The 16,751-nt window shown below is 73.9% G+C and carries 10 protein-coding genes and 2 pseudogenes; 9 read left to right on the forward strand and 3 right to left on the reverse strand.

Annotated elements, in window-relative coordinates; all coding sequences use genetic code 11:
- From NYF13_RS36125 to NYF13_RS36160, 8 genes are all read left to right on the forward strand, one after another.
- A partial coding sequence (locus NYF13_RS36125) for a hypothetical protein (RefSeq protein ID WP_315662587.1) occupies positions 1-284 on the forward strand: 284 nt, incomplete at its 5' end.
- Positions 281-706 (forward strand): hypothetical protein, encoded by a 426-nt coding sequence (locus NYF13_RS36130; protein ID WP_315655406.1) that lies wholly within the window; start codon positions 281-283, stop codon positions 704-706. The genes NYF13_RS36125 and NYF13_RS36130, both read left to right, overlap by 4 nt.
- Positions 707-975: 269 nt before the next feature.
- Positions 976-1,839 (forward strand): polyketide synthase, encoded by an 864-nt coding sequence (locus NYF13_RS36135; RefSeq protein ID WP_315662588.1) that lies wholly within the window; start codon positions 976-978, stop codon positions 1,837-1,839.
- 144 nt (positions 1,840-1,983) lie between these two features.
- Positions 1,984-2,292, forward strand: coding sequence for an acyltransferase domain-containing protein (locus NYF13_RS36140; RefSeq protein WP_315662591.1), 309 nt, complete (start codon positions 1,984-1,986; stop codon positions 2,290-2,292).
- A 28-nt stretch (positions 2,293-2,320) separates the two neighbouring features.
- Complete coding sequence (locus tag NYF13_RS36145; protein ID WP_315662589.1) at positions 2,321-10,639, forward strand: SDR family NAD(P)-dependent oxidoreductase; 8,319 nt, start codon at positions 2,321-2,323, stop codon at positions 10,637-10,639.
- A gap of 148 nt (positions 10,640-10,787) precedes the next feature.
- The gene (locus NYF13_RS36150) at positions 10,788-11,714 is read left to right on the forward strand and encodes an ATP-binding cassette domain-containing protein (RefSeq protein WP_315656637.1); all 927 of its coding nucleotides are present in this window, start codon (positions 10,788-10,790) and stop codon (positions 11,712-11,714) included.
- A complete protein-coding gene (locus NYF13_RS36155) occupies positions 11,711-12,538 on the forward strand; it encodes an ABC transporter permease (protein WP_315656638.1) in 828 nt (275 codons plus the stop codon). The genes NYF13_RS36150 and NYF13_RS36155 overlap by 4 nt, the downstream gene beginning before the upstream one ends.
- A 155-nt stretch (positions 12,539-12,693) precedes the next feature.
- The gene (locus NYF13_RS36160) at positions 12,694-13,296 is read left to right on the forward strand and encodes a hypothetical protein (RefSeq protein ID WP_315656639.1); all 603 of its coding nucleotides are present in this window, start codon (positions 12,694-12,696) and stop codon (positions 13,294-13,296) included.
- Positions 13,297-13,637: 341 nt separating this feature from the next.
- Here the strand turns inward: NYF13_RS36160 and NYF13_RS36165 are convergent.
- The 3 genes and pseudogenes from NYF13_RS36165 to NYF13_RS36175 all read right to left on the reverse strand — a co-directional run.
- Positions 13,638-14,354, reverse strand: a pseudogene (locus NYF13_RS36165) (DnaJ domain-containing protein); the annotation flags it as partial.
- Positions 14,355-14,393: 39 nt separating this feature from the next.
- Positions 14,394-14,756, reverse strand: a pseudogene (locus NYF13_RS36170) (heat-inducible transcriptional repressor HrcA); the annotation flags it as partial.
- A 218-nt stretch (positions 14,757-14,974) separates the two neighbouring features.
- Positions 14,975-15,133 (reverse strand): hypothetical protein, encoded by a 159-nt coding sequence (locus tag NYF13_RS36175; RefSeq protein WP_315656188.1) that lies wholly within the window; start codon positions 15,131-15,133, stop codon positions 14,975-14,977.
- Between the two features lie 215 nt (positions 15,134-15,348).
- Here NYF13_RS36175 and NYF13_RS36180 point away from each other — a divergent pair.
- A partial coding sequence (locus NYF13_RS36180) for a GTP-binding protein (RefSeq protein WP_315662590.1) occupies positions 15,349-16,751 on the forward strand: 1,403 nt, incomplete at its 3' end.

A 16,751-nucleotide genomic window follows, 5' to 3' on the forward strand; every position in this document is an offset into this window, starting at 1 on the left:
CGCTAGATTCCCTCGCTCACCTGGTGGCTTCCCTTCGCCGGATCAAGCACAGGCAGGCCCGGCTGTCGAAGGAACGCAAGGAGCATGAGGCTGTGATCAAGGCCGCACTGAAGGCTGTGGGTGCCAGTGTCGGGACGGTCGGCGGTGTGCCGGTTGTGTCGTTCGACAGCACGATGCGAATCGCGCTGGACCAGGGCGCGGTCAAGCAGCGTTACCCCGAGGTGGCCAAGGAGTGCAGCGACATTTCGGAGGTCTGGACCTTCCGGCTGCTCGACGCGGCGTGACGGTCCCGTTCGCTGAGCTGGTCTCGCTGGCCGGGGCAATGGTCGTCCAGGCTCGCGGGGCTAGTCGGCCGGCCGATGGCGAGACGGCCGCCACGGTCGCTGCGCTGCTGGTGGCGGAGCCTCGGAATGAGGCGCAGGTCCTCGCCATCGTGACGGTAATCGTGCGTGACGCGCTGGCGGACCCGTTCCGCGAGACGACCGCGAACCGGTGGCGGACGCTGCTGCCCGCCTGGGTGCAGCCGCAATTGGTCGGCTCGACGGTGAACCGGCTGCGCGCGGCTGGGCTGCTGGTGTCCACGGGACGGTACGTCCGCTCGACGGACTCCGCAGGCCGCAACATCGGCAAGCTTCAGCCGGTTTACGCCTTCGACGCCGCTGCGCTGGACGGCCACCACGCCACCGAGCAGGCCGCCGCGTCCTGACGTCCACGGGCCACCCGAGCCCGCATCTTGTCCCGCCGCGCGTGCGTGGTGGGACCTAGTCACGCCTACTTTTCTGGCCCGTAAGGGGATGCTCCATGGCGCGTGATCACGCACGCCTCGATCTGAAAATCTGGGATAACGACGATTTCCGCGCGCTCTCGCTCGCGGCCAAGCTTCTATACCTCCAGTTGGTGTCGCACAACAAGAGCCCTGAGCCTCTCCCCCCAAGACCCCCCCCCCCCCCCTTCGTGTGCCTCGTGCCAATGGTGATGTCGCGTCCCGGCCCGTTCCTGGCCTTCAGCCGCCAGCGCGGGCTGGCCGCGGACGGCCGGTGCAAGGCCTTCTCCGACAGCGCCGACGGCACCGGCTGGTCCGAGGGCTGCGGCATGCTGCTGGTCGAGCGGCTGTCCGACGCGCGCCGCCACGGCCACCCGGTGCTCGCGCTCGTGCGGGGCACCGCGATCAACCAGGACGGCGCCTCCAACGGCATGACCGCGCCCAACGGACCGGCCCAGCAGCGGGTGATCCGCCAGGCGCTGGCCAACGCCAAGGTCGAGCCGGCGGAGGTCGAGGTCGTCGAGGCGCACGGCACCGCGACCAAGCTCGGCGACCCGATCGAGGCGCACGCGCTGCTCGCGACCTACGGCCAGGACCGCCCGGACGGCCACCCGCTGCGGCTGGGCTCGATCAAGTCCAACATCGGCCACACGCAGGCCGCGTCCGGGGTGGCCGGGGTGCTGAAGATCGTGCTGGCCCTGCAGCACGGGGTGCTGCCGCGGACGCTGCACGTGGACCGGCCGACCCGGCACGTCGACTGGACGGCCGGGCAGGTCGAACTGCTGACCGAACCGCGGGAGTGGCCGCGCGGCGAGCAGCCGCGCCGGGGCGCCGTGTCGTGCTTCGGCCTGAGCGGGACCAACGCGCACATCATCCTGGAGGAGGCGCCGGAGCCGGAAGCGGGCCCCGGTGCGGCCGACACGCCGGTGGCCGTGGCCTGCTGGTGCCGTGCCGGCCGGCACCGCCGCTGCGTTGCGGGCGCAGGCGTCACGGCTGGGTGGAGCACGAACGCCGATCCGGGCCTGCGGCCGTTGGACGTGGCCTTCTCGCTGGCGGCCGGGCGCTCGCCGCTCTAGCACCGGGCGGTGGTCGTCGGCCGTGACCGCGAGGAACTGCTCGCCGCGCTCGCCGCCGGCCGGAGCGCCCGGGCTGGTCACCGGCGCGCGGGTCGAGGTCGGACCGCGTTCCTGTTCTCCGGCCAGGGCGCCCAGCGCGCCGGGATGGGCCGAGCTGGCGGCGGCGTACCCGGTGTTCGCCGCGGCGCTAGACGGGGTCTGCGCCGAGCTGGACCCCCACCTAGACCGTCCGCTCGAGACGTGCTCGACCGGTCCGGGCTGCTCGCCCGGACCGGGTACACGCAGCCCGCGCTGTTCGCGTTCGAGGTGGCGCTGTTCCGGCTGCTCGAGTCGTGGGGGATGATGCCGGACTTCCTGCTGGGCCACTCGATCGGTGAGCTGGCCGCCGCGCACGTGGCCGGGGTGCTGTCGCTGGCGGACGCTGCACCCTGGTCGCGGCGCGGGGGCGGCTGATGCAGGCCCTGCCCGCCGGTGGGGCGCGATGGTGGCGGTGCAGGCGACCGAGGACGAGGTGCTGCCGCTGCTGACCGCCGAGGTCAGTGTCGCGGCGGTCAACGGTCCCGAATCCGTGGTGCTCTCCGGCGCCGAAGCCGCCGTCGCCGCGGTGGTCGCGCAGTTCGACGGGCGCAAGTCCTCGAAGCTGAAGGTCTCGCACGCGTTCCACTCGCCGCTGATGGAGCCGATGCTGGCGGAGTTCCGCGCGGTGGCCGAGACCCTGACCTACACCCCGCCGGTGATCCCGGTGGTCTCCACCGTCGGCGCCGGTCTCGACCTGGCCACCCCGGGCTACTGGGTGGACCAGGTCCGCGCCGCCGTCCGGTTCCACGACGGCATCACCGCGCTGAGCGCCCACGGGGTCGGCCGGTTCGTCGAGATCGGCCCGGACGGGGTGCTCTCGGCCCTGGTGCGCCGGATCGCCGAGGGCGCCGCGGTGGTCCCGGTGCAGCGCAAGGGCCGCCCGGAGGCCCGCACCGCGCTGAGCGCGCTGGCCGAGCTGTTCGTCAGTGGACTGGTCCCCGACTGGGCCGCGGTCTTCGCCGGCCGGGGCGCGCGGCGGATCGACCTGCCGCCCTACGCCTTCCAGCGCAAGCGCTACTGGCTCGAAGCCCGGGTCGGCCGGGACGAGGTGGCCGCCGCGGGCCTGACCTCGGCCGGGCACCCGCTGCTCGGCGCCGCGGTCGCGCTCGCCGACACCGGCGGCGTGGTGCTCACCGGCCGGCTGTCGGTCGAGACGCACGCCTGGCTGGCCGAGCACCGGCTCGGCGGCGTGGTCACCGTGCCCGGCACCGCGTTCCTGGAGCTGGTGGTCCGCGCCGGCGACCAGGTCGGCGCCGGCCGGATCGAGGAGCTGACGCTGGGCAGCCCGCTGGTCGTCCCGGACCGGGGCGGGGTGCAGGTGCAGGTGCGCGTCGGCGCCGCCGGCGACGACGGCCTCCGGGCCGTGACCGTCCACTCGCGACTGGAGGACGAGGCCGGTGCGTGGACCTCACACGCCGCCGGCACCGTGGCCCCGCAGACCCATCGCGGCGGCCCCGCGCTGACCGAGTGGCCCCCGGCCGGGGCCGAGCCGGTCGCCATCGACGGCCTGTACGAGGACTTCGCCGACACCGGCCTCGGCTACGGCCCGCTGTTCCGCTCACTGCGGGCGGTGTGGCGCCGGGGCCGCGAGGTGTTCGCCGAGATCGCGCTGCCCGAGGACAGCGAGGCCGAGCGCTTCGGCCTGCACCCGGCCGCGCTCGACGCCTGCACCCACGCCCTGCGGGTCGCCGGTGGTGGCGACGGCGGCGTCGGGCTGGTCCCGTTCTGCTGGACCGGGTTCGAACTGCACGCCACCGGCGCGTCCGCGCTGCGGGTGCGGTTCGCGGCGAGCACCAGCGAGAGCTTCGAGATCACGCTGGCCGACGCCACCGGCGCGCCCGTCGCCACGGTCGCGGAGGCGGTGTTCCGCCCGTTCACCAAGCCGGTCGACGCCGGTCCGCCGCTGTATCACCTCCAGTGGCAGCGCGTGGTCGCACCCGAGACCACTGTGGACACTGCGAACGTCGAGATCTTCGACTGCACCGACGGAAACCCGCAGGACGCGCACGCACCGGCCCACCGCGTGCTCGCCCGGCTGCAGGACTGGCTGGCCACCGACCACGCCGACGACGCCCGCCTGGTGGTCCTCACCCGCGGCGCGGTCTCGGTGGGCGGCGCCGACGTGACCGATCTGGCCGCGTCCGCCGTCTGGGGCCTGGTGCGCTCGGCCCAGGAGGAGAACCCGGACGCGTTCCTGCTGCTGGACATCGACATCGACACGCCCCAGGAGACCGTCGCCGAAGCCGTCCTGCCGCCGGTGCTCGCCTCCGGGGAGACGCAGGCCGCGGTCCGCCTCGGGGTACTGCTCGCGCCCCGGCTGGTCCGCGCGGCGCCGGAGACCGAGCCCGCGTACTTCTGCCCGCACGGCACCGTGCTGGTCACCGGCGCGTCCGGCGCGCTGGGCGCCGAGCTCGCCTGGCACCTGGTCACCGAGCACGACGTGCGCCGCCTGCTGCTGCTGAGCCGCCGGGGCACGCCGGAGCTGACCCGGCTGGCCACCGAGATCGGTGAGCTGGGCGTGGCGGTCGAGGTCACGCAGTGCGACGTCGCGGACCGCGCCGCGCTCGCCGCGGTGCTGGCCGCGATCCCGGCGGAGCACCCGCTCACCGCGGTGGTCCACGCCGCCGGGGTGCTCGACGACGGGGTGATCACCGCGCTCACCCCCGAGCGCGTCGACGCGGTGCTGCGGCCCAAGGTCGATGGCGCGCTGAACCTGCACGAGCTGACCCGCGACACCGCGCTCTCGGCGTTCGTGCTGTTCTCCTCGGTCTCCGGGGTGCTCGGTGCGCCCGGCCAGGGCAGCTACGCCGCCGCGAACGCCTTCCTCGACGCCCTCGCCGCGCACCGCGTCGCCCACGGCCTGCCCGGGCTGTCCCTGGGCTGGGGGCTGTGGGGCGAGGTCGGCGGGATGGGCGGCACCCTCTCGGCCGAAGAGGTCACGCGCCTGGCGGCCGGCGGGATCGTCCCGTTGTCCACTGTGGAGGGACTGGCGCTGTTCGACCGGGCGCTGGTCGTCCGCCAGGCCACCGTGGTCCCGGTCAAGCTGGACCTGCCCGCGCTGCGCCGCCTCGACCGGATCCCGAAGACCCTGGACGGGCTGGCCGGCCGGGCCGGGCGGCGGATCGCCTCGAACGCCGCGGCGGCCGAAGACTCCTTCGCGGCCCGCCTGCTGGCCCGGCCCGAGGCCGACCGCGGTGACGCCGTGCTGGAGCTGGTGCGCGGCCACGCCGCCACCGTGCTCGGGTACAGCGGTGCGCACGAGATCGAGCCGTCGGCCCAGTTCCAGTCGCTCGGCTTCGACTCGCTCACCGCGATCGAGCTGCGCAACGGGCTCACCGCGGCCACCGGCCAGCGGCTGCCCGCGACGCTGATCTTCGACCACCCGACCCCGTCCGCGCTGGCCCGGCACCTGCTGGCCGAGCTGGCCGGCACCACCGCCGAGGGGGCCACCGCGCCCGTGCGGGCGGCCGGCGACGAGCCCATCGCCATCGTCGGCATGGCCTGCCGGCTGCCGGGCGGGATCACCTCGCCGGAGCAGCTGTGGGAGCTGGTCGCGGAGGGCCGCGAGGCCATCGGCGACTTCCCGGCCGACCGCGGCTGGGACGTCGACGGCCTGCTCGACCCGACCGGCCGCCGCCCCGGCACCACCTACGTGGCCCGCGGCGGGTTCGTCCACGACGCCGGCGACTTCGACGCGGGCTTCTTCGGCATCTCGCCCAAGGAAGCCCCGATGATCGACCCGCAGCAGCGGCTGCTGCTCGAATCGTGCTGGGAGGCCCTCGAACGCGCCGGGATCGACCCGGTCTCGCTCAAGGGCAGCCCGACCGGGGTGTACGCGGGGGTCCAGTACCACGACTACGTGGGCGCGAACAGCGCCGGCTCGATCGTCACCGGCCGGGTGTCCTACACCCTCGGGCTGGAGGGTCCCGCGGTCAGCGTGGACACCGCCTGCTCGTCTTCGCTGGTCGCCATGCACCTGGCCGCGCAGGCGCTGCGCGGCGGGGACTGCTCACTGGCGCTGGCCGGCGGCGTCACCGTGATGGCCACCCCGGGGACGTTCGTCGAGTTCAGCCGCCAGCAGGGCCTCGCGGCCGACGGGCGGTGCAAGGTGTTCTCCGAAGACGCCGACGGCACCACCTGGTCCGAAGGGGCCGGCGTGGTCGTGCTGGAGCGGCTGAGCGACGCCCGCCGCCTCGGTCACCCGGTGCTCGCGGTGCTCAAGGGCAGCGCGGTCAACCAGGACGGCACGTCCAACGGTCTCACCGCGCCCAACGGCCCGGCCCAGCAGCGCGTGATCCGCGCGGCGCTGGCCGACGCCGGGCTGGCCGCCTCCGAGGTGGACGCCGTCGAGGCCCACGGCACCGGCACCCGGCTGGGCGACCCGATCGAGGTCCAGGCGCTGCTGGCCACCTACGGCAAGGAGACCGCGGCGGACCGTCCGTTGTGGATCGGCTCGGTGAAGTCGAACATCGGCCACACCCAGGCCGCGGCCGGCGCGGCCGGGGTGATCAAGATGGTGATGGCCATGCGCCGGGGCGAATTGCCCGCGACGCTGAACGTCGGCCGTCCGTCGTCGGAGATCGACTGGTCCTCGGGCGCGGTCCGGGTGCTGGCCGAGCCGGTCAAGTGGCTGCCCAACGGGCACACCCGCCGGGCCGGCGTCTCGTCCTTCGGCGTGAGCGGCACCAACGCCCACGTGATCCTGGAGGAGGGCGACCGCCGCGAGGTCGTGGGCGGCGGGGGGCCCGAGCCCGACGGCCCGGTGGCCTGGCCGGTCTCCGGCCGCGGGGCCGCGGCCCTGCGGGCCCGGGCCGAGCAGCTGATGTCCTACGTGGATGAAGAGCCGGACGGCAGCCTCGCCGACATCGGCTTCTCGCTGGCCACCACCCGCAGTGCCTTCGACCGCCGCGCGGTGCTGATCGGCAGCCGCTCGCCGCAGTTCGTCCGCGGTCTCGCGGCGCTGGTGGACGAGGAGGAGGCGCGCGGCGTCGTCAGCGGTGTCGCCACCGCGAGCGGCCGCACCGCGTTCCTGTTCGCCGGCCAGGGTTCTCAGCGCGCCGGCATGGGCGCCCGGCTCGCGCAGCGGTTCCCGGTGTTCGTCGGCGCTTACGACGAGGCCTGCGCCGCGGTCGACCGCCACCTCGGCCGTCCGATCCGCGAGATCGTCGAAAGCGGCGAGGAGCTGGACGAGACGCGCTACACCCAGCCCGCGCTGTTCGCGCTGGAGGTCGCGCTGTTCCGCCTGGCCCGGTCCTGGGGCGTCAAGCCCGACCTGCTGGCCGGGCACTCGATCGGCGAGATCGCCGCGGCCCACTGCGCCGGGGTGTTCTCGCTGGCCGACGCGGCGAAGCTGGTCGTCGCCCGGGGTGCGCTGATGCAGGCGCTTCCCGCCGGGGGCGCGATGGTGGCGATCGAGGCGACCCCGGAGGCGGTGCTCGAAGCCGCGGGCGGCTCCGTGGACGTCGCCGCGGTCAACGGTCCGAGCGCCGTGGTGGTCTCGGGTGCGGCCGAGGCCGTGGCGGCGGTGGCCGCGAAGTTCGAACGCACCAGGCAACTGCGCGTCTCGCACGCGTTCCACTCGCGGCTGATGGAGCCGATGCTGGCGGAGTTCCGGTTCGTCGCCGAAGGGCTCACCTACGCCGAAGCGCGGATCCCGGTGCTCTCCACCGTCACCGGGGAGCCCGCCGACCTGTCGTCGCCGGAGTACTGGGTGCGGCAGGTGCGCGAGGGCGTCCGGTTCCTCGACGCGGTCACCCGCGCCGCGGCCGACGGCGTCACCCGCTTCCTGGAGCTGGGCCCGGACACCACCCTCACGGGCATGGCCGGCGGCTGCCTCGACGAGCGTCCCGAAGGACTGGTGTTCGCTTCGCTGCTGCACAAGGAGCAGGACGAGGCGGAGGCCGCGCTGACCGGTGTCGCGCAGCTGCACGTCAGCGGCGTCGACGTCGACTGGGCCGCGGTGTACGAGCCGACCGGCGCCCGGGCGGTCGGGCTGCCGACCTACCCGTTCCAGCGCAGCCGCTACTGGCTGGAGAGCACCGCGTCCGCGCCCGGTCAGGAGGACCACCCGCTGCTGGGCTCGGGGCTGGAGCTGGCCGAAGCCGACGGGCTGCTGTTCACCGGGCGGCTGTCGGCCGGCACGCACCCGTGGCTGGCCGACCACGTGGTCGGTGGCTCGATCCTGTTCCCCGGCACCGGGTTCGTGGAGATGGCGATCCGCGCCGGCGACGAGGCCGGCTGCCCGCGCCTGGCGGAGCTGACCCTGGAGTACCCGCTGGTCCTGCCCGAGCGCGGGGGCGTGCGGGTGCAGTTCGCGGTCGGCGCGGCCACGGCGGGCGGCGAGCGCACGTTCAGCGTGCACTCGCGGGCCGACGGTGCGGCCGAGGGCCTCCCGTGGACGCGGCACGCCACCGGGCGGCTGGCCAAGGCCGGGAAGGTGGAGGAGTTCGCTCTCACGGCCTGGCCGCCCGAGGGGGCGGAGCCGGTGCCGCTCGAAGGCACCTACGAGGAGCTGGCCGCCGGCGGTCTGGCGTACGGGCCCGCGTTCCGCGGTCTCACCGCCGCCTGGAAGCGTGGCGGCGAAGCGTTCGCCGAGATCCGGCTCCCGGCCGAAGTGTCCGATGTGGACCGTTATGGCATCCACCCGGCGGTGCTCGACGCGGCGCTGCACACCATCGGCGTCTCCGGCGCGGCCGGGGACGAACCGGCGCTGCCGTTCGCCTGGGAGGGGGTGCGGTTGCACGCGGTGGGGGCCAGTGCCCTGCGGGTGCACGTCCGGCCGGTCGGTACCGGGGCGGTGTCGCTGGACATCGCGGACGGCGCCGGCGTGCCGGTCGCTTCGGTGGAGTCGCTGCTGCTGCGGCCGATGTCCGCGGTCCCGCAGCCGGTCGCGGCGGGCGGCGACTCGCTGTTCCGCGTGGCCTGGGAGCCGGCCGAGCTCGACGCGGTCGCGGAGGTCACCCGCTGGACGGTGGTGGGCCCCGACCCGTTCGGCCTCACCGGCGCGCTGGACGCGAACGCTTCACCCACCTTCGCCGAGGCGAGCGGGCTTCTGGTGCTGCCCTCGGGCGGCGACGAGGTGCACGCCGAGCTGCACCGGGTGCTGGGGCTGCTGCAGGAGTTCGTGGCCCGGCCCGAAGGCTCGCTGCTCGTGGTGACCCGCGGGGCGGTGGCCACGCAGCCGGGGGACGACCCCGATCCGGTCGGCGCCGCGGTGGCCGGGCTGGTGCGTTCGGCGCAGGCCGAGCACCCGGGCCGGATCGCTTTGGTCGACCTCGGCGCGGGCACCCCGACCGGCCGCACGCTGGCCGCGGTCGCGGCCTCGGACGAGCCACAGGTGGCGCTGCGCTCCGGCGCGGTGCTCGTGCCGCGCCTGGCCCGGGCAGCCGACGCGGCGGGCGCCCCGGTCTGGGACCCCGAGGGCACGGTGCTGATCACCGGCGCCACCGGGGCCCTGGGCGGGGCGGTCGCCCGGCACCTGGTCACCGAGCACGGGGTGCGGCACCTGCTGCTCGCCGGCCGGCGCGGGGCCGCGGCCCCGGGCGCGGCGCGGCTGCGCGACGAACTGATCGGGCTGGGGGCCGAGGTCACCTTCGCCGCCTGCGACGTGGCCGACCGGGAAGCGGTCTCCGCCCTGCTGTCGGGCGTGGATCTGCGCGCGGTCGTCCACGCCGCCGGGGTGCTCGACGACGGCGTGCTGACCTCGCTGACCCCGGACCGGCTGGACACCGTGCTCCGGCCCAAGGCCGACGCGGCCCTCGTCCTGCACGAGCTGACCCGGGAGGCGAACCTCACGGCGTTCGTGCTGTTCTCCTCGGCCGCCGGGGTGCTCGGCGCGCCGGGCCAGGGCGGTTACGCCGCGGCGAACGCGTTCCTCGACGCGCTGGCGGCCCGCCGCCGGGCCGAAGGACTGGCCGGTACTTCCCTCGCTTGGGGCCTGTGGGCCGAGGGCATGGGCGAGGCGGTGCAGGAGGCCGACGCGCACCGCATCGGCGAAACCGGCATCACGGCACTGTCCACTGAGGATGGACTGCGGCTGCTGGACTCGGCGGCGGGCTCGGCCGAGGCCCTGCTGGTCCCGATCTCGCTCGACCCCCGGGTACTGGCGGCCACGGGCGGGGACGACCTCCCGGCCGTCCTGCGCGGACTGGCCGGGACCCCGGGCCGCCGCGCGGCCCAGGACGCGGCCGAGGACACCGAGACGCTCGCGCAGAAGCTGGCGGCGCTGCCCCGGAACAAGCGCGTACCGGCCGTGCTCACCCTGGTGCGGACGCACGCGGCCGCGCTGCTCGGGCACTCCGGTCCGGAGGCGGTGGAGCCGGACCGCTCGTTCAACGAGGTCGGGTTCGACTCCCTGTCGGCGACCGGGTTCCGCAACAAGCTCAGCCTGGTCACCGGGCTGAAGCTGCCGGTCAGCCTGATCTTCGACTACCCGACCCCGCGGATCCTGGCCGGGCACCTGGTCGGCGAGCTGGCCCCGGAACCGGTCGCCGAACCGGCCGCACCGGCGGAAACCCGGACCGAGCAAGGGGTTCGCGACCTCCTCGCGGGCCTTTCCCTGGAGCGGCTGCGTTCCGCCGGTCTGCTGGACGGGCTGCTGGAGCTGGCCGGAGCGGACCGGGCGGAGGAAGCCGGGACCACCCCGGTCGAGGCGGACACCATCGACGGCCTGGACACCGACGCGCTGATCAGCCTGGCCACCGGCGGGGGCGACGATGACTAGTCGACCCCTAGAACCGCTCGACCCGGCCATTATTGCCGCGCCCGCCCGCGGTGGGGTCCACTGGCCCGGACAGTTTCCGGGCTCCTTGCCGGTTTCCCCACGCGAGAAGTTCGTTTTCGAGATCGACCCGAACGAGGAGAGGTAACCGATGGTCACCGGCTATGCGATCGAAGCGCGGGGACTGCGCAAGTCCTTCGGGGACGTGGACGTCCTGGAGGGGGTCGACCTGAGCGTGGAGCGCGGCACGATGTTCGCGCTGCTCGGCCCCAACGGCGCCGGCAAGACCACCACGGTGCGGATCCTCAGCACCCTGCTGGACGCCGACGGCGGCACCGTGACCGTCAACGGCCACGACGTGGCCGGGCGCAAGCGCAAGGTGCGCGAGCAGATCGGCCTCACCGGCCAGGACACCGCCGTCGACGAACTGCTCACCGCCCGCGAGAACCTGGAGATGATGGCGCGGCTGTTCCACCTGCCCGGGGCGGCGGCGAAGCGCCGGGCGGTCGAGCTGCTCGCGCAGTTCGACCTGGTCGACGCGGCCGACCGGCCGGTCAAGACCTACTCCGGCGGGATGCGCCGCCGGCTGGACCTGGCGATCAGCCTGATCACCTCGCCGCCGGTGCTGTTCCTGGACGAGCCCACCACCGGCCTCGACCCGCGCAGCCGCTCGGCCATGTGGGACGCGATCCGCGAGCTGCTGGCCGGGGGCACCACGATCCTGCTCACCACGCAGTACCTCGACGAGGCCGACCAGCTGGCCGACCGGATCGCGGTGATCGACCGGGGCCGGGTGGTCGCCGAAGGCACCGCGGCCGAGCTCAAGCGCAAGGTCGGCACCGAACGGCTCAAGCTCGCGTTCGCCACGGAGGCCGAGGCCGCTCGGGCCCACACCGTGGTCGAGGGCGTGCTGCTGGACCGCACCGTCAGCGTCGCCATCGACGCACCGGCCGAGGTCCGCCGGGTGCTCAACCAGATCGCCGACGCCGGCCTCGAGACCACCGGCCTGGAGCTGTCCGAGCCGACCCTGGACGACGTCTTCACCACCCTTACCGGAACCGCGGGAGAGAAGCGATGACCCAGACCCTGTCCAGGGAGACCGAGGGGAAGCAGATCCCCGACGCTCCCACCCGATCCCCGATCGCGCTGGCGCTGTCCGACTGCCGGGTGCTGATCGGGCGCAACCTCAAGCACATCACCCGCAACCCGGAGATGCTGATCCAGGCGGTCTCGCTGCCGATCGTGCTGCTCCTGCTGTTCCGCTTCATGTTCGGCGGCGCGATCAACCTGCCCGGCATGGCCTACGTGGACTACCTGGTGCCGGGCCTGGTCGCGGTCAGCATCGGCTTCAACTCCACCACCACCGTGGTCGGCGTCGCCTCCGACCTGACCAACGGCCTGGTGGAGCGGTTCCGCTCGATGCCGATGGCCGGTCCGGCCGTGCTGGTCGGCCACGTGACCGCCGGGGTGCTGCGCAGCCTGCTCTCGCTGGTCGTGATGGTCGCGCTCGGCCTGGCCATCGGCTTCCGCCCGGGCGGCGGCGTGCTGGGCTGGCTCGGCGCGGTCGGCCTGCTGGTCCTGTTCGCCTCGGGCATCTTCTGGCTCGCGACGCTGCTGGGCTCGATCGCCAAGACGGTCGAAGGAGCGAGCGGTCTCGGCATGATCCTGGTCTTCGTCCCCTACGCCACCAGCGCGCTGGTCCCGACGGCGTCGATGCCGGGCGTGCTGCGCGTCGTCGTCGACAACCAGCCGGTGACGGTGCTGATCGACGCGGTCCGCGCGCTGATGAACGGCACCGCGGCCGGTTCCACGGGCTGGCTCGCGCTGGCCTGGTGGGCGGCCATCACCGCGCTCGCCGCCTTCTTCGCCGTGCGGAAGTTCCACCAGCGCTCCCACGGCTGATCGCCGTCCGCACCGCCGGGAGGGCGGCCCGCCACGCGCGGGCCGCCCTCCCTCCGTACCAGCCGGTCAAGGTCGACTTTAGGTCCTTGGCGCACGCTGGGTGACCGAAGGACTTCGTGAAGAGAAGACCCAGGTCCGTGAAGTGAGGTGGCGTGATGCCGACCCGCATCGACGAGAAGCCGGCCGACGGGCTCGACGCCTGGCTGGCCCCGCTGGCCGACGACCCCGCGGGCGCCGTGGCGTTCCTGGGCGAGGTCGTCGACCGCGTCGGCGGCCGCCGCGGCCGGGTGCTGGTCCTGGGCGGCGGCTCGGTCGCCGACGCGATGGCCGGGGAGGGCTACGCGGTCACCGCGGCCGGCCCCGACCGCCTCGCGCCCGGGGCCGCTGCCGAGAGCGGTCCGCGCTACGACGTCGTGTACGTCCCGGCTGACGCGCTCACCCGGTTTTCCGGGCAGCGCGGGCAACTCCGCCTGATCCGGCGCCTGAGCCGGCTGCTGCGGCCCGGGGGCGCGCTGGTGGTGCAGGGACCGCAGCCGGACCCGGAGCGCTGGGCCGCCGACGTCTGGGTGGCCGGTGTCGACCGCCTCCGCCAGACCGTGCTGCTCACCGGGGCGGAGGAGCCGGCGCGCTACGTCTGGCCGGCCGAGCTGGACCTGATGGCCGAGCTGGCCGAGCTTGCCCTCGACAGCCGCTGGGGGGGCTGGTACGGCGAGCCGGTCGAACCGGGCGGCCCGGTGGTGTCGGTGTTCCGCAGCTGACCCGGCCGGTCCACGACGAAACGGCCCCGCCCTCCGCCGGCAGCGGAGGGCGGGGCCGTTTTCGTGCCCGGGTCAGACCGCGTCCGACAGCTCGCGCTCTAGGACCCCGCCACCACCACCGCGCCACGACTCCCCTCCCGCTCGCGCGCGTCCCCCCGAATTCGACGAGTTAAACACCCTTCCACCCCCCCGACCGCCCGCCACGACCGCCCCTCGAACCCACCCGTCTGTCGCAAATTCCGACGACGCTCGAGCCGACCCGGCCGACCCGCCTTAGCCGATGGCATTTCCCCTCCCCGAGAAGCTCACGGTCGCCCCCGCCCCCCCCCCTGGCGTTGCCCCCCAGTGGGCCCCCCCCCGGGTCGGTGGCCGTCGGCGCCACCGGGCCTACGCGGCGCACCACACACCCACAGACGCCCCACTCTATCCAACCGACCCTCGCAGCGGCACGGGTCGGGGATGACCTCGCCGAGCCCGCGGCAGACCGGGCACGGCCGGGCCGTGACGACCTGGCCGAGGAATGAGCGCTGCACCGACTGCACCTCGCCGGCGCCGCCGCAGGTGTCGCAGGTCTTGGTGGTCGTGCCCTCCGCGGCGCCCGCGCCGCGGCACAGGTCGCAGACCACCGCGGTGTCGACCGTGATCTCACGGTCGGAGCCGGTGGCGCACTCCTCCAGCGTGAGCGCGAGCCGGATCAGCGCGTCGGAGCCGGGCTGCACGCGGCTGCGCGGGCCCCGCCCGCGGCCACCACCGCCCCCGGCCGCGCCGAAGAACGCGTCCATGATGTCGCCGAGGCCGCCGAAGCCGGCGAACGGATCGCCGCCGCCCCCGCGCGCCCCGGAGTCCATCGGGTCGCCGCCCAGGTCGACCACCTTGCGCTTCTGCGGGTCGGAGAGCACCTCGTAGGCGGTGGTCACCTCGCCGAACCTGTGCTGCGCGTCCTCCGACGGGTTCACGTCGGGGTGAAGCTCACGGGCCAGCTTGCGGTACGCGCGCTTGATCTCCTGATCGGACGCGTTCTTGGCCACCCCGAGGATCCCGTAGTAGTCCCTCGCCACCGTCTTCGCCTTCTCCTTCTGCTCCGCCCGGCCCGCTGGTCAGCGGGCGGACAGGATCTGCCCCACGTAGTTGGCCACCGCGCGGACCGCCGCGATGGTGCCCGGGTAGTCCATCCGGGTCGGTCCGACGATGCCCATGCCTCCCAGGATCATGTCGTCGGCGCCGTAGCCGATCGACACCACCGAGGTGCTGCGCATCTGTTCGTCCTCATTTTCCCCACCGATGCGGACCGTGACCGCACCGGGGTAACGCGCCGCCGCCAGCAGCTTCAGCACGACCACCTGCTCCTCGAGCGCCTCCAGCACCTGCCGCAGGGATCCGGGGAAGTCCGCGACGTTGCGGGTCAGGTTGGCCGTGCCGCCGAGCACCAGCCGTTCCTCGGGGTGCTCGACGAGGGTTTCCCCTGGCCGCCGATCCGTTCTCGGTGCGGGGCCTGGCCCGGTACGAGGTGATCGGGTTCTCCCCGACGATGACCGCGCCGGAGTTGGCCGACGAGGCCGTCCGGCCCTGATCGTCCGGGGTGGTGTGAGCAGACTCGCACTGTCATCCCCGACACGGGCGGCCGGACCGGCGGGCCCACCGATCGCGACCTCGGACACGACCTCGGACGGGGGCCGGCTCAGGCGACCCGGGCCAGGTCGTTCTTGGCCTTCTTCAGGGCCAGCACCGGGCACTTCTTGCAGCGTGGCTTGGACTGGCAGCACTTCTTCTTGATCTTGCCGGCCTTCATCAGCTTGCGCACGACCGCCCGAGGGTCGTCCGGCTGCTTCTTGCCCACGAAGGCTCCCTCGTCGCTGGTGACGTCCGGCTTTCCACCTTAGGTGAGCCTAACCGATCCAGGGGCATGGCGGTACTCACAGTTCGGCGGGAGGTACCATTGTGCAGTCCGCGTGTGGCCAAAGCCGGCCACGGAACCCGGAGTCGTGCGAAAGCGCACGGAACTCCGCCCGCGACGCGGCCGCCCACCCGCCTTTGAAGTTCAGGAGTCTTCGCGTGCCCGCAGCCAGCGCCACCGCCGTCGAAACCGGCCGCGCGTCCGGCAAGACCCGGCCCGACCTGCGCAACGTCGCCATCGTCGCACACGTCGACCACGGCAAGACCACCCTGGTCGACGCCATGCTCCGCCAGTCCGGCGCGTTCGCCGAACGGGCCGAGCTGGTCGACCGGGTGATGGACTCCGGTGAGCTCGAACGCGAAAAGGGCATCACCATCCTGGCCAAGAACACCTCGATCCACCGCCAGACGCCCGAGGGCCAGGTGACCATCAACGTCATCGACACCCCCGGCCACGCCGACTTCGGCGGCGAGGTCGAGCGCGGCCTGGCCATGGTCGACGGCGTCGTGCTGCTGGTCGACGCCAGCGAGGGCCCGCTCCCGCAGACCCGCTTCGTGCTGCGCAAGACCCTCGAAGCCGGACTGCCGGTGATCCTGGTGGTCAACAAGACCGACCGGCCCGACGCCCGGATCTCCGAGGTCGTCGAGGAGACCCACGACCTGCTGCTGGAGCTGGCCAGCGACATCGAGGACGCCGACCACGACGCGATCCTCGACCTGCCGGTGGTCTACGCCTCCGCGCGGGCCGGCAAGGCCGCCCTGGAGCAGCCCGCCGACGGCGAGGTGCCCGAGAGCGAGAACCTGGACCCGCTGTTCGACACCCTGCTGCGCCACGTCCCGCCGCCCGCCGCGGACCTCGACGCGCCGCTGCAGGCGCTGGTCACCAACCTCGACGCGTCCAACTTCCTCGGCCGCATCGGGCTGATCCGCATCCACGCCGGCAAGCTGCGCAAGGGCCAGACCGTGGCCTGGATGCGCGAGGACGGCACGACGCAGAACGTGCGCATCTCCGAGCTGCTGGTCACCGAGGCGCTCACCCGCGTGCCGGCGACCGAGGCCAGCGCGGGCGAGCTGGTCGCCATCGCCGGCATCCCGGACATCACCATCGGCGACACCCTGGCCGACCCGGAGAACCCGGTGGCGCTGCCCCGGATCACCGTCGACCAGCCCGCGATCTCGATGACCATCGGCGTGAACACCTCGCCGCTGGCCGGGCGCAACGGCGGGGACAAGGTCACCGCGCGGCTGGTCAAGGCCCGCCTGGACCAGGAGCTGATCGGTAACGTCTCGATCCGGGTGATCCCGACCGAGCGCCCCGACACCTGGGAGGTCCAGGGCCGCGGCGAGCTGGCGCTGGCCATCCTGGTCGAGCAGATGCGCCGGGAGGGCTTCGAGCTGACCGTCGGCAAGCCGCAGGTGGTCACCCGGGTCATCGACGGCAAGGTGCACGAGCCGTTCGAGCGCCTGTCCATCGACTCGCCGGAGGAGCACCTCGGCGCGATCACCCAGCTCCTGGCCGCGCGCAAGGGCCGGATGGAGCACATGGGCGGGCACGGCTCCGG

This window comes from Amycolatopsis sp. PS_44_ISF1 (genome assembly GCF_032335455.1).
Taxonomy (GTDB): domain Bacteria; phylum Actinomycetota; class Actinomycetes; order Mycobacteriales; family Pseudonocardiaceae; genus Amycolatopsis.